Source organism: Pseudoalteromonas sp. S2721 (assembly GCF_005887425.1).
In the GTDB taxonomy this organism is placed as follows: Bacteria; Pseudomonadota; Gammaproteobacteria; order Enterobacterales; family Alteromonadaceae; genus Pseudoalteromonas; species Pseudoalteromonas simplex.
Genome location: NZ_PNCZ01000027.1, coordinates 37210 through 51877, shown reverse-complemented (window position 1 = coordinate 51877; position 14668 = coordinate 37210). Strand labels below are relative to the sequence as shown.

Annotated in this window: 7 protein-coding genes; 2 read left to right on the top strand and 5 right to left on the bottom strand. The window is 40.3% G+C overall.

Going from position 1 to position 14668, the window contains the following annotated elements; all coding sequences use genetic code 11:
- Nucleotides 1-361 precede the first annotated feature (361 nt).
- Complete coding sequence (locus CWC02_RS11295) at nt 362-2440, top strand: TonB-dependent siderophore receptor (protein ID WP_138618304.1); 2079 nt, start codon at nt 362-364, stop codon at nt 2438-2440.
- Nucleotides 2441-2481: 41 nt separating this feature from the next.
- Here CWC02_RS11295 and CWC02_RS11290 read toward each other — a convergent pair whose 3' ends face one another.
- Nucleotides 2482-3126 (bottom strand): HAD family hydrolase, encoded by a 645-nt coding sequence (locus CWC02_RS11290; RefSeq protein WP_138618302.1) that lies wholly within the window; start codon nt 3124-3126, stop codon nt 2482-2484.
- Nucleotides 3127-3381: 255 nt separating this feature from the next.
- On the opposite strand from CWC02_RS11290, the gene CWC02_RS11285 reads away from it, so the two are divergent.
- The gene (locus tag CWC02_RS11285; RefSeq protein WP_054553975.1) at nt 3382-4113 is read left to right on the top strand and encodes a FadR/GntR family transcriptional regulator; all 732 of its coding nucleotides are present in this window, start codon (nt 3382-3384) and stop codon (nt 4111-4113) included.
- A 104-nt stretch (nt 4114-4217) separates the two neighbouring features.
- On the opposite strand, the gene CWC02_RS11280 is transcribed toward CWC02_RS11285, so the two are convergent.
- From CWC02_RS11280 to CWC02_RS11265, 4 genes are all read right to left on the bottom strand, one after another.
- Nucleotides 4218-7178 carry a TonB-dependent receptor gene (locus CWC02_RS11280; protein WP_054553976.1) on the bottom strand — a complete coding sequence of 987 codons (2961 nt, stop codon included), beginning with the start codon at nt 7176-7178 and terminating at the stop codon, nt 4218-4220.
- Between the two features lie 353 nt (nt 7179-7531).
- The gene (locus tag CWC02_RS11275; RefSeq protein WP_138618300.1) at nt 7532-10543 is read right to left on the bottom strand and encodes a TonB-dependent receptor; all 3012 of its coding nucleotides are present in this window, start codon (nt 10541-10543) and stop codon (nt 7532-7534) included.
- A gap of 53 nt (nt 10544-10596) precedes the next feature.
- A complete protein-coding gene (locus CWC02_RS11270; RefSeq protein WP_138618298.1) occupies nt 10597-13308 on the bottom strand; it encodes a poly(beta-D-mannuronate) lyase in 2712 nt (903 codons plus the stop codon).
- A gap of 382 nt (nt 13309-13690) precedes the next feature.
- Nucleotides 13691-14650: a polysaccharide lyase family 7 protein gene (locus CWC02_RS11265; protein ID WP_138618296.1), complete on the bottom strand. Its 960-nt coding sequence runs from the start codon at nt 14648-14650 to the stop codon at nt 13691-13693.
- Nucleotides 14651-14668 lie beyond the last annotated feature (18 nt).

Genomic DNA, 14668 nt, shown 5'->3' with positions numbered 1-14668 from the left:
ATAACCTCTTATCACCGTGTTTACTAATTATTGCAACAATATTACTAACACTCATTTATGGTGTAGTTGCAGGTGTTTTCATCGCCATTGCAAGCTTCCTCCTGATAGGCCTATTAACTGCACTATGCCTTGGAAAGGCACAGTAAGTTTTAGTGAAGGCTGCGTAATAGCAGCCCTCACCCACCTTCCCAAAAAACGCAAAAATACCGCAAATAAATAATGATAATAGTTATCACTTGTGATACATTTTGAAAAGTTATTATATTACAAATAAAAATATTATTTTAATTCGTATCGTAAGCAAAATGCCGTATTGAATACCAATTAAAATAATAAAAATCATAACCCCTTGGAGATCATAATGAAGTTCACCCAGTTGCCTGTAGCCGCAGCCATCGCTTATACACTTTACCCTCAAATCAGCTATGCAGAGCAAATAACTGAAACAGAAGCCAATGTCGAAAAAATCGAAATTGTTGGCATACGTCAGAACCGTATTAGTGAAGGCGCGACAGGTTTAGCGCTCGAAATTGATGAAACTCCGCAATCAATTAGTGTGATCTCTGCTGAGCAATTAAAAAATTACTCTGCTTTTAACGTCAATGATGCTTTACGCTTAGCACCTGGTATCAATGTTGAAGAATGGGAAACTAACCGTACTAACTATACATCACGTGGTTTTGAAATTAAGAATACACAAATCGATGGTGTTGGCTTACCGAATGACTGGGGTATTGTCACTGGCGCAATGGAAGCGTACGGCTATGAAAAAATTGAAGTTATTCGTGGTGCCAATGGCTTACTTACTGGTGTAGGTAATGCTTCGGGTACGCTTAACTATGTGCGCAAACGCCCTAAAAACGAAAACAGCGGCGAAATCGGTGTCTCTGTTGGCTCTTGGGATTTTAAACGTCTACAAGCTGACTATTCACTATTATTAACCGAATCAGGTAGTTGGGCTGCACGCTTTGTGGCTGCAGCTGAAGATAAAGAGTCATATCTCGATGGACTTGAAAACAACCGCGAGTTTTTCTCTGCGGTAGTAGATGGTCAGCTTACAGATAACTCAACGGTTACTGTGGGATATTCATATCAAGATGCAGACACCGATGGCAATACTTGGGGCGGCCTTGTTTATAACTACACAGATGGCACACAAGCTAAATGGGACGAAAGCGACACAACCACCCAAGAATGGACAATGTGGGACACCATTAACACCTCTGCATTTGTTGAATACAACTATGTTTTTGCAAACGCGTGGCAACTTCAAGCGAGCTACAACTTCCGTGGCTTTGAAGAGCAAGACAAACTATTTTATGCCAGCGGCAGCATTGATAAAGACACCAATCTTGGCCTAAGTGGTTGGCCGGGTCGTTACGACAGCGAAGTAGATGCTGATTTATTTGAAATCAAAGCATTTGGTGCCTTTGAATTGTTTGGTAAAGAGCACCAAGCAAGCTTTGGGGTAAGCCATGCAAAAAGTGATGATGTGATGTATCAACACCCGTTTGATTTTGCAAATACACCAGCTTATGGACCAACGCCTGCGTTCCCGTACGATTTAGATGCGATCCCAGAACCTGAATGGTTAACGCCGGTTCTGTATTCAGATATTGAACAAAAGCTAACCCGTTACTTTGGCTCTGCTCAGTTAAATATTACTGATAAATTATTTACCGTGGTTGGTTTTAACGCTATTGAATTTGAACGCTCAGGTATGAATGCCGGTGCATCAATCGATAATGACGAAAGCGAGACAAGCCCATATGTCGGTTTTACCTATAAGTTAAACGACGATTTAAACCTATATGCCAGTTACTCAGATATTTATCAGCCGCAAGAACAAGCTGATTACAACGGCCAATACTTAGCACCTACCAAAGGCACTAACTTTGAAACCGGTGTTAAGGCTTCTTGGTTTGATGATGCTCTAATGACAACATTTGCTTATTTTACTGCTGAGCAAGATAACTTTGCGCAATACGCAGGCCTGACTGAAGATGGTATTTATTACTATGAAGGCGTGTCTATCGAGTCAGAAGGCTATGAGTTTGAAGTTACAGGTAAAATCACCGATGCTATGAATATCGTTGCATCTTATACGCATATTGATGTTACAGATGAAAATGGTGATGACACTAATAAATGGGCACCTCGCGATGTTGTCGGTGTAACAGTGGATTATGCACTAACAGATGCAGTGGTGGTTGGTTTAAATGGCCGTTGGCAATCTAAAATCGAAAGCACTGATTACAATGTTAAGCAAGGTAGTTACGCGCTGCTAAACGCCTTCGCACGTTGGAATATTAATGACCAAGTTGCAGTACAGGCTAACGTTAATAATATTACTGATGAGCAGTACATCAATAGCTTGCAAACTGTAGGTTATTATGGCGCACCAACAAACGGTAGCCTCACCCTGACTTATAAGTTTTAAACCTTATTTAGAACAGTGTCGTCTTCGTAGGCGACACTTATCTATCTGTCAGTCAAACTATAGTTGTTAAAGCTATCAATACACGGGACTAACTCCGCAAGATTATGCTTTTGATTATAGTTATGCAGAAAGCCTATTACTTCACAGCCACTTGCTTGTGCTGCAATTACTCCAGACCTAGAATCTTCAAAAATAATGGCTTGTTTACTGGTTATAGCTAATTTTTTTAATGCGAGTTGATACGCTTCTGGGTGAGGCTTTAAATTTGTCACTTGTTCATTAGTAATTATCACATCAAAAACATCCTCTAAATTTATTAATGATAAAACAGTATCGACCATCCACTGCGACGCTGAGGTTACTAAAGCACATTTTTTTTCATTTTTCTTAACATCGTTTAAGAGCCTTTTAGCTCCATTATTTAATTTTAGCTCTGCTCTCAATAACGTTTTGTAGTTTTTTTCAAAGCACGGGTTGAAGCTTTCTGGTACTTTGCTAATTTTTGCGTGGCTAAAAATATATTCAAGTACAGCTTGCCAACTTTGCCCCATTACTTCTTTATATATTTCAGCTTTGATTTTTACGTTAAATTCTAAGCATGTCATTGCTAAAGCTTTTGCTTTAAGCGGCTCAGAATTAACCAATGTGCCATCCATATCAAAAAGATACCCTTCATAGTTTTGCATTGATTGCTCCGGTTTTATTATTGCCAATTACTAAAATTTAGAATCAGTTTGTGTATTGAAAAGTCCACTACCTATCAGCACTTTCAGTTATTTATAAAAGCAAATTGACAAGATTAGCTTAGGTATGTAATTTACCAATTATAATTATTGTTTTACCAGAAAACTTACCAATTAATAAGCGTTCTTCGCATTAGTTATCTAAGACTCAAAATCGTTTTTATAGTTATGACTAATTTGAAGATCGGGAGAGATATAATGAAAAGACGGAGACGTTTTTGGACCGTTGTTGATAAATTAGAGTCTCAGATAGATCGTGGGATCTACCCTGTAGGGAGTCGCTTACCTGCAGAACGCGAATTAGCCGACACTCATCAAGTAAGCCGACCAACAATACGTGAAGCAATTATCGCGTTAGAAGTTCGTGGCCGTGTAGAAGTTAAAACTGGCTCTGGTGTATTTGTTACCGATAACTGCAAAGTAGAGACTGTAGATCAACCAATCAGTGCATTTGAGCTAACCCAAGCTCGTGCTTTGGTTGAAGCTGAAGCAGCAGCATTAGCAGCTGCGACAATTCAAGAACCAGAACTTGCTGCGCTAAAGCAAAGTTTAGAAGATATGAAAGTGCCCGATATGGCAATTGAAGCTGATCAGCGTTTTCATGAAATTATTGCTAAATCGACTCGAAATAATGCCATTGTGATGTCTATTCAGAACTTATGGAAATTAAGACGTTCTGAGCCACAAATAATCGCTGCCTATGAAGATGTTTGTTCGCAAAGTGATGAGCAACGCCTTCAAGAGCACACAAGTATTTACGAGGCAATTGCGAATAAGGATTCATCTGCGGCTCGTAAAGCAATGCACAACCACTTTAATCGTTTAATTAACTCACTATTTGCGGCAAGTGAAAAGAAAGCACTTGAAGAGATCAGAAGAAAAACGAATGAGACTCGTGGTTTGTATTCGATCTCACATTTAACTCAATAAAGATAAGCAAAACTTTAAGGCGGATTCTTAAAAAGTTTCAAACACCCCTAATTAAATATAAAAAAAGCAAGCTACTCAGCTTGCTTTTTTTCTAAATCGAACTGTTAGAATTTATAACTTACCCCAAATGTAATACGGCGGTCAGTTAAACCTTGATAACAAAGTAAAGCCCCTTCATTGACACATGATTGGCTAACTTCTGACTCAGTTAAATTCACTGCTTCAACAGCTAAATTAAGTTGTTCTGTCACATCATAGCTAACACTCGCATTTAATTGTCCACGATCCTCTTGAACAACCGGGAAACCCCACGGATAGCTTGATGTACTACCAAAGTCTTCTGAACGATAACCTTCACGCCACGTGTAGCGGGCACGAGCTGAAAACCCATATTTTTCATAATATAAAGTAAAATTATACGCGTTTTCAGAAAGATCAATTAATGGCTGCTTAGCAGAAACGGTAATATCTTCAATACCCGTTGTTAATGCGAAAATGGCATTAGCTCTACTCGTAGCCGTATCTATAGCCTCTCCTCCAGAAGACTTTTGATAGGTATAGTTAGCCATGACGCCAAAACCTGAAGCCCAACCTAAATCATTCTCAAACTCTGACAAGTCATATTGAAATGCCAGTTCTACACCTTGCTGTGTTCGCGTATCTGAATCATTAATCGTAGTTTGTGTTGGCACACAAAGCCCAACCCCTGGTTCCGGGCCAAATACATTAATATCGGCGATCGGATTAAAAGTACCACCTTCTTCACAAACAGGTCCTGTGGTATCACGGTAGCCTGTAGCTGGGTCTTCATAAGGGTCAACTTGTCGAGTTACATGTAAATCTTTTCGTTTTTTATGAAAGTAGCCAACACTCACTAATGCTGAAGGGGCAAAATACCACTCAGTAGAGATGTCAAACGAAGTTACTTCCTCTGGCTCAAGACCTGGGTTGCCAATTGACACCGCGCTGTTCGGACTTGTGCTATATGAAACTGAAGTCGATAGGTCATCGTAATCTGGACGACGAATATCCTTTGACCACCCTAAACGAACAATCACATCCTCAGAGACATTCGCGCTTAGGTTAAGGCGCGGTAAAATAAAATCATAATCTGCTTCAGAAACAATTTGCGATACTACTTGGTTCCCTTCATCATCAACAGTGACAGAATTACCTACAGAGGTAATATCTGTCTGTAAATATCGAACACCGATATTGCCTCTAAACATTTCGTACTCAAAATTAGCTTGTGCATACAAAGCATGAGTAACTTCTTCAATATCAAAAAACGCACTTACTTGTGAAGTTGGCGAGCTGATTGGTGCGCGATCAGAACCGGTAATGGCATTATTAGCCGCAATTGCATCATTTAAAACGCTTAATACGTAGTCTGGATTTGAACCTGCTAATTCAGGGTTAATAAGTAAAAAATCTTTAATGTATAGCTTGCGGCCATCTGCAGCATTAAAATTATCTGGGCCAGCAACTAAAAGTTCTGCGAATAGGTCACCCGATGGGCTGTCAGCCATTTTACGAAGACCAACATTGTTGCGAATTTGGTCTGAAGTACTTGTAGATTTGTTGTAACGATAACCAAAATCAACTGATGTAACGATACCGTCGAGGTAATAAACAAAATCAGTGCGAAATGCATCTTCTTGATTTTCAGTTGTGTCACGACCTTGGTTTACATCGCGTAAGACGACATTTGCAGGGTCGAGTAACTGTGAGCTGGTTGGCGCATTTGCTTCACTTTGGGCAATACCAAAGGATAAAGCACCACCACTTAAGTCATACTCAAAGGGGGTTCCATTTTCATTAGAGTCATTTGTAGCAACATTCGGGTTAATAAAATTCAATGTTGTATTGAAACTTGGAGTCGTTGAATCTGAACGAGATGTAGATGCTTCAACGCTAACAAATAGATCATCTCCTTGCCACTGGCCGCCTAAACGGAAAATCTGACTATCAGTTTGACGTGAGTTTGTATCACTTGAGAATCGAAGATTTGGATCTGCTCCGCCATCTTCTACTGGAATAACGCCCTTTAGAGCAGCCTCAATACTACCAAGGTCTTGACCGTCTAAGGTGCCAAAATGAATCGTTTCAAATTCCGTTGGAACAGATACATTCCTAAGATCACTCACACCAGAAGCCTGAACACGAGAGCTTTCTTGACGGCGATCTTGATCATTTACAACAGCATCAAAGAAAAATTTTGTACTATCATTTGGCGCCCATTCGAGTGTACCTGCAAAGTTTACGGTTTCGGACTCGTAATTATCGTAATCTTGGATCAAGAACTGAATTGGTAGAAAGTCAAATGATTGAGCGCTTTGAGCTCCACTCTCGGCAGCTACAGAGTTATCTCTATCTGCACGAGGTCTAAAAGCCGTGACATCCTGCTCCGCATAACTTGCACTAAAAACAGCACCAAACTCACCACCAGAAGATAGTTCCCAATTATCGCCCCATGATGCTGAGACTCTAGGCTTCATACCATCGGTAGATAAACTACTATCTTCACCTTGAACACGAATTGCAGCAAGTGTTTCATTGAGTTGTAGAGGGCGAATTGTACGTAGATTAATTGTTCCACCTACTGAGCCTTCGATGGTCTTCGCCTCCGGTGACTTAATAACTTCAACAGCAGAAATCATTGAGGCAGACACATCTTCAAAGCTAATGCCCGTGCGACCTGAACCTGAGCCAACAGTAGATACACCATTTATCTCTGTTCTATTAGCATTAGTTCCCCTAATTTGAACACCTGTACCAACACCTGCTTGGCGAGTAATTTGAACACCAGTAACATTTTCTAGTACTTCAGCTAAGTTCTGATCTGGTAATTTACCTATGTCTACGGCTTGAATGACTTCAACTAAACTGTCCGCTGAGCGCTTTTCCGCTAGTGCGTTAGTAAGTGACTGTCTAATTCCTGAGACTTCAATCACTTCAAATTCTTCTTCCGTTTTTGTTTGACTTGGTTCTTGCTGCGCAAATGCAACATTGAGTGTACTTGCTGAGAGTATCGCTAACGTAATACTAGAGAGTGTGTGTTTCATAGTGTTTCCTGTGTATTCAAACGCATGATGTAAATAATTGTTGTTGTAAAATTGCTAACTGCCCCACAAAAGGTTAACCAAATAATTGCACTCACCACAAAAAAGATCAACCTTTTGGTAATAACTTTATTTAAAAAAACCACAACATAGTTATTACCAATAAATATAGAAGAAGCCCCAAAAAAACAAACTCAATTAAAACAATTACTTAAAAAAACAACACATTTACAGACACACTCGCCAACTACTCAAACATTAAGCCAACATTTATAAACACAACAAAATTGGTTAACCAATTAGTTTTAAGCAAAAAAAAGAGCGGCTATCCGCTCTTTTGACTCTCACAAAATCAGTTAATACTTAAATGTTACTCCTGCAAATAAGCGAGGACCATAATCATTTACTTCACCAAGATTTCCTTGAGTATAGAAATCTTGCGATTTAGGCGCACCGAATAAATTGATTGCTTCAACTTTAACTTTTACATGTTTATTTACTTTATATGAAGCACGCATCTCCCAAGTACCCACAGCATCTACGTAACGTAAACGTGTACCGTTTGATGTATATGGTTGAAAATATTCACTGCGATATTTATAAATGATAGCAGTATCTAAATCACCAATCTGGTAATACACTTGGCTACTAAATACATGCTCAGAAAACCCTGGCACAGATCCCGGCGGCACAATCCCTTGTGTTAATTGCGTTGTGTTACCTTCAACATCGGTAATAAAGGTATCACCATAGTTACTGTCTTCAAACTCAAAGTCAGTATCTGCGTAGTTGTAGCCTACTTTAATTCCTATGCCGCTGTCCCAACGATAAGTAATAGATGTTTCTAAGCCATACAAATCGCTTTTATCACTAGTTGTTACTGAGTTGGTGACTGGTAAACTAAAGCGCTCACCATCAATAATAAACTCTTCAAGAACGGTTTGCTGTTGAAAGCCTCCCTGAAATTGCTTGTAGTAAAAACCAAATGCAAATATCGCATCTTCATTTGGGTACCACTCAATTGCTGCATCATAGTTCCATGACATCAACGGTTGTAAATTAGGATTTCCCGAACCATTAACACCTATTATTAAATCTGATAATGAGGTTGGTGCGTCATCATCATCAGTTTGGAATGTACGGCTATATCCCATGTCTGAGGGATCGGCACGGGACATCCCACGGTAAATGCCACCACGAATTAAAATATCTTCGTTATAGTCAACAACTAGATTAAAGCTAGGCAGTAGTTCTGTATAACCGCCTCCTCCAGATACCTGCTCTAAGGCATCACCCGATGCAAGGGTTAAGGTACCATCTGGGTTAGTAACAATTTCAAACTCATTTCTAAATCCTAACGATGTTACGTCAGTATCAACAAACCGAACACCCACATTACCGCGAATAAACTTACCAAACATTTCAGTATCATAATTTGCCATCAGATACGCTGAGGTCGTTTTTTCGGTTACATCTTTGGTGCCTGCATTGATGTACTCAACTTCGGGGTAAGCATAGTCGTCTCCTGCAAGTGCCTGAGCAAAACACACATTATCATAGGTTGCCCAAGATGAGCCGCTAGCAATTGCATTACCGTCACTATCCAGCTGAGTAATTAAATCACCATCTGAAACACCCGATAAAAAGCCTGATTCAGGGAAAGCAATTTGACAACTTTCAAGAATATCAATTGCAGATTGCTCCGAAGAAAACGTAAATTCACTTCTTGAACCATTACCTTGGTTACCACCAAATTGGATAAAGTTCATTTCAGAGGCTCTAACTCCCCCCTGAATACTTGTAAAAGCACTGTCATTCAGGGTGTAATCAAAGTCAAAACGTGCTGCAACCACTTCATTTTTTCGTACATTTTCACGATCCATTCGTGAGCGTAAGCTGTCTGTAAAGTTTGCGATATCAGTAACATCAAAGTCCGTTATGCTAAAATGCGGAATGTGCTCACCCATATCCCAAGAGAAAAAAGGTCGGCTTGAAGTACGGCCTCGGTTAGAGATCTGTAGCTCCTCACGTTGTGTTTGTGAGTACGACACATCAAATTTTAGGGTTAATCTATCGGTGGCATAGTGCTCTACATTAATGCCATAGCCTTGGTAGTTTTCTTCACGAGAAAATTGCTCCCCAGCAGACTCAATACGCTCCTCACCTTGCCAATGTAAAATGCCACCAACATTATTTGTGATCAACGAAGGCCCTGTAACTCCGGGCGTGGCACGTTTTTGTAAAAAAATAAGATCATGGCGAGCCTCAGCCTGAATACGATCAGATATCTGAGCATCAAAATTTATATCCCATGTTGACGATGGCTGAAATTGCAACGCTAAGAAGAACGCATCACGTTCATCTGATGTTTCGTTTTGTCTAAAACTACGACTACTTCCGGTCCAGGCATAGGGTGTTCCTGCACTTATTGCATTGCCTGTTTCTGGGTCAATCTGCGTATTATAACCTTGGTTTTTACTGCCACTAACCTGATCCTCACAATCACCGGCTTCGCCGCGATAAAAGCCTTCATTGGTATTATTAGGATCATTCAAACATGCCCATAAAGATGATCCTGTAGGACTAGAACTACGGTATTCGCCCTCAGGTTGGCTAATATCTTGACGCTGTAGCCCAAAAGACACCCCTAACGCTTGACCACCATCAAATTCAAACTGATCCACATAACTAAATGTGCCTCTAAAACCAACATCACTTTGCAGTGAATTATCAACATTACTTTCGTCAGGGTTATAGTTTACTTTTACCTCACCCTGCAGGCGCTGCTTACCAAAATCCAGAGGCTGTACTGTTTCTAGGGCAATTACACCAGCAACTCCGCCCTCAATCATTGAGGCATCTTGGGTTTTATAAATAGCCACTTTCTTGACTAATTCAGATGGAAACTGAGAAAAGTTAACCGAGCGGTCGCCACTGCCATTAGTTGCTTCTCGGCCATTGATATGCGTGGCACTTAGAAAGGGGCCAAGGCCACGAATGGTGATCTCTGTAGCTCCGCCATTTTCTCGGTGCGATGCTGCGCCAGTAATTGATTCAAGCGCTTCACCAATCGAAAGTGCTGGTAAATCGCCAATATCTTCAGCAGATAAACCATCTACAACAGTGGTTGCTTCACGTTTAATTGAAATTTGGTTTTGAATAGTTTTACGCGAGCCAGTCACGCTAATAATTTCAATCCCAGCTTCCTCTTCAGCCTGCTCTTGTTGTTGTGCTTGTTGAGCATACGCTGAGAACGTAAAGGTACCAGCAACCCCAACTAGCAAGGTTGATTTAACCAACCGTGCCACAGGGTTTAGCAATAAATGCATGTGTTTTAAATTTTTATTGTGTTCATTATTCAACGACATGGTTATTCTCCATTAGTTTTTAGACTGCTTGTCGCTTTAAGTTTGTTGTCAATTTATTGTTGTTCTGCTTGCCACGTTGAGCCTGCGCCTACATCTTCTTCTTTAATCAGGTACAGTCCTTTTGCACCAGCAAGCGCTTGTGCTCCACTTACATCAGTTTCAAGTAAGCCATTGTCAGCAGTCACAAATTCAGGAACTTCTTTTGAGTTTGCAGCAGGGTCTTGATCAATAGCCCCATCGGCATCAAAATCTCCGTTGCCATTGAGTTTTCTTATATCTACCCAGTAATCATCTTCGGCATCACCTGAAGCGTAACTGTCACTAAAGCCAAAGCTATTAGAGAACACAGATTGGGTGTGATTAATTAAATCGCAGTCATACTCAAAGGAATGATCACTGCTGCTAGCATCAAAAGGTAAAAATAGCCCTTGTGTTTCTTGGTTGTCATTCAGGCCATTGGCGATTAAATTGCCATCAAAAGTAATCTTGAAGAAGTTTTTCGTTAACCCATACAACACTGGGGCATTGTCGGCTGTGAGTTCGTCGCAATCACCTACGGGGGCTTTAGAGCCTATTTCAGTGCTAAATACAATCGGTTGTATCGAGTTTAAAACCGTATTATTTGATACATCTAGGGTAAAATCACCAGCGCTATCAAGCACCGCTTGGTTGCCAGCGTTAGGCACGCCACCTGAGGCCTGTGAAAACGGGTTTGCGGTAAAAACTATACCACCAGTTTCTTTACCGTCGGCACGGATACCTGCAATGTAGTTATTAGTCACTGAGTGCCCTAAAGGTGTTATAAGTACGCCACTGGGCCTATCGTTACTTTGTGCAATATCTGATTTGCGGATAATTACGTTATTACTTACTGTATTGAAGCCACCGTCTTCTAACGATATAGCACCATTTGGATTGATAATGGTATTGCCGTTGATACTAGCGCCTGAGGTTTGTACCCGCATAACACGGCGCCCTGTCACAAAGTCATCGATTCGATTATATTGAACTTTAAAGTTACTTAACTGCGCAGCATCTTCACCAGTGCTGCTGCCCACATTAATGACCATTAAGCTTGAATCTAAACTTGCGTTAGCCGCACTATTATTAAATAAGTTATATTGTATGATGTGATTTGTACTTGATGATGCCAGCTTAACAACAGCGCCTTTTTCAGCATTGTTACGGTTTGCAAAGGTGTTGCGCTCAATTAGTGCGTTGTTTCCTTTGACCACCAGCCAGTGGTAGGTTTCGTTATTTAAATCAGTCTGATCGCCATCCATAACATTATGTGAAAAAACAAAGTTATCCGCTTCTGAATAAATAACTGCTTGCTCTTGCGAATCACAGTACGACCCTGCTAGCGTGTCGAGATTTTTAAATGTCAGGCCTGATAATTGTACGCCATCAACATCACTGGCAACATGAATACATACATCACCGCTGATCACTGGAGTTTGCTGTTCAACCGCACGAATTGTAACCTCTGAGGTTAGCAAAATTTCAGCTAAGTCAGCGTAGATACCGGAGTTTAAACCAATAACTGAGCCATCAACTGGGGCATTCAGTGCGGCACTTAACGCCGCTTTGTCACTCACCACCTGTGAATAAACAATAGAATCAAGCGCTGTTGATACTTGCCCTGCAAATCCATCATTATCAGTATAAGTGGCAGAAACAGAAATAATAGCGCCTGCGTAGTCTGTTGGAGTGAACGTTTTTGCTGTTGCATCTGCAATGACTTCGCCATCGTGATACCAGCTATAGCTAACATTTGCCTCATCAATGCCATTATTATCAGCAATTTCGGCACTAAGCGTAACATCAGCAAGATAAGGAGCGGTGCCAATAATAGCGATACTGCCAGCTTGATCTACCGCTACTTCTGATACCTCGATGGTGGCCTCAGAAAGATTATCTTCACTAAAACCATGATCATCGGTATACATCACTTGAACAGTGAATGACTTTCCAAGGTGAGATTGGTTGACCGTAATGCTAGGTTGTGTTGCCTCAGTAATTACTTCTGAGTTTAAAAACCACTGGTAACTAATTTCACCAGAAATACCATCTGCATCTGTCACCTCAGCGCTGAGCACATTACCCACAGTTGGCGCACCAACTATACTCACCACGCCTTGTTCATTAACACGTTGAACAGCTAGTGTTGGTGCTGAAATTGCTGTTTCATCAAAACCTTGGTTATCTTCAAAGTTTGCTCTAACAGTAATCACTTTGCCAAATTGTTGCTCGGTAAGTAAAAGGCTAGATAATAGCTCGTTTTCAATAACAGCCCCATCAGCTTGCCATTCAAAAATAACCGTTTCAGGATCAAAACCGTTATCATCTGTAACAGTGGCCATCAGTGTTGAACCTATCAATGCATCACCGCTAATCGTGACTGATGATGGATGTGCAAGCGCTGCCACGTTAGCTGTTTTGTCTGTAATATGTGATTCGTTCACACCGCCATTGTCGGTATATTTAGCTTGTGCTGACAATTGCATGCCTATTTGCTGTTGTGTGATCAGCAACGACTCACCATTTTCACCTTCAATGAGTTGATCATCTGCATACCAGTAATAACTTACATTACTTGAGATACCATCAGGATCACTCACTGAAACTTGTAAAGTTTGCCCAACAACTGCTGAGCCAGACAGCACTACTGAGCCGATATTATTATTATTCTTATTCTCATCACCTGCATTACAGCCAACTAATGCGGCTGCAACCGAACAAAGTGTAAAGTGTCGTAAGTTCATGATGATATCATTCTCCTTGGGAGGAATTTGGCATCGCGTGTTCTTTATTACCAAAAACCAACATTGTTGTTACCAAAAAACTAACAAACTGCAATAATTGTTAACCATTTTTAGTATATAAACACAGCAAAAAAAATTTTACCACCACATTTAGAAAGAATGACAAAATAAAACTTACCAAACACTAAAAATTGGTAATAACAAAAAACTTTTAAAACTTACCAAAACTTAAGTTTTTAACTATTTTTATAAACAAGGAGACACAGCAGTCATCTAGCAAACACGACATGTGATGACTTTGGAAGAAATTTAGAACATAGCAATAACGTAGGCTCCAGCTAGTTTAGAGCCTACAATTTGTATAAGATTAAGAGTAGATAAATTAATGCAAGTTAGCTAAGTGATAAAAAGAGGCTTGTACAAAATCTTTTGAGTTTCCTGTGTTATTTTGGTTATAAACACCCGCTTTAAAATACATATATTGGTTATTTTTGTTATAACCACTGTCATTCATGTCCAAGTGTTTTGTTATTACAGGTTTACCTTCGCGGATCAAGGTAACAAATAACACGCTATTTTCGACCGTAATTTTATAGCTAAATTTTTCATTTAGCTTAATTCCATCTTCAGGATCATCAAGGGTATGTGAACGTGAGCCTATAAGGTTAACCCAAATATCATCGCCGCCATTAATTTCATGTGCAAAATACACTGATCCTCGCTCATTATTTGGCAACTTGCGGTAATACAAGCGGATCGGCTCATCATCAGTGGCATGGATCTGGCCGATAATAACGCGACCAACCTTTTTAATATCGCCCGTTGTTGATACACGATTAACCGCAAGCGTGGCCTCTAAGCTGCCCTCAATAGCCCCAGCTTCTCGCTTTACAGAGCCATGAGCAGAGCTAAACACCCAGTTATTTTTAGTTATTCCTTTTGTTTTTATACGGGTATTGCCTTGCCTAAGCATTTCACGAAGCTCAGTACGCGCATATTTAGTATTTTTAGAAGTTTTTGCCCCTTGGTTAGGGCAGGCAAACACCATTGCGCCATCTTGCGCGGTATAAAATAACGGAGCAAGTACAAAACCGTCACTGAGTGCTGACTCTAACACGGTGTCGGCTTTTTTATCTTTATTTAAATCTGTGGGTAAGGTTAAGTACCAATCGCGTAAGTCAAAATTATCACTGGGAGGTTTAGTCGGATCTAACTTGCTAAAATCACCTAGTAACACTCCTGAGGCTAATTGCAGATGAGATTGTGGAATATTCACCTGTGCGAACAATGTGAAACTTGCGAAACTTGCCCCAAATGCTAATCCGCGAATGAATCCTAACATAACCTACTCTCTAAATTA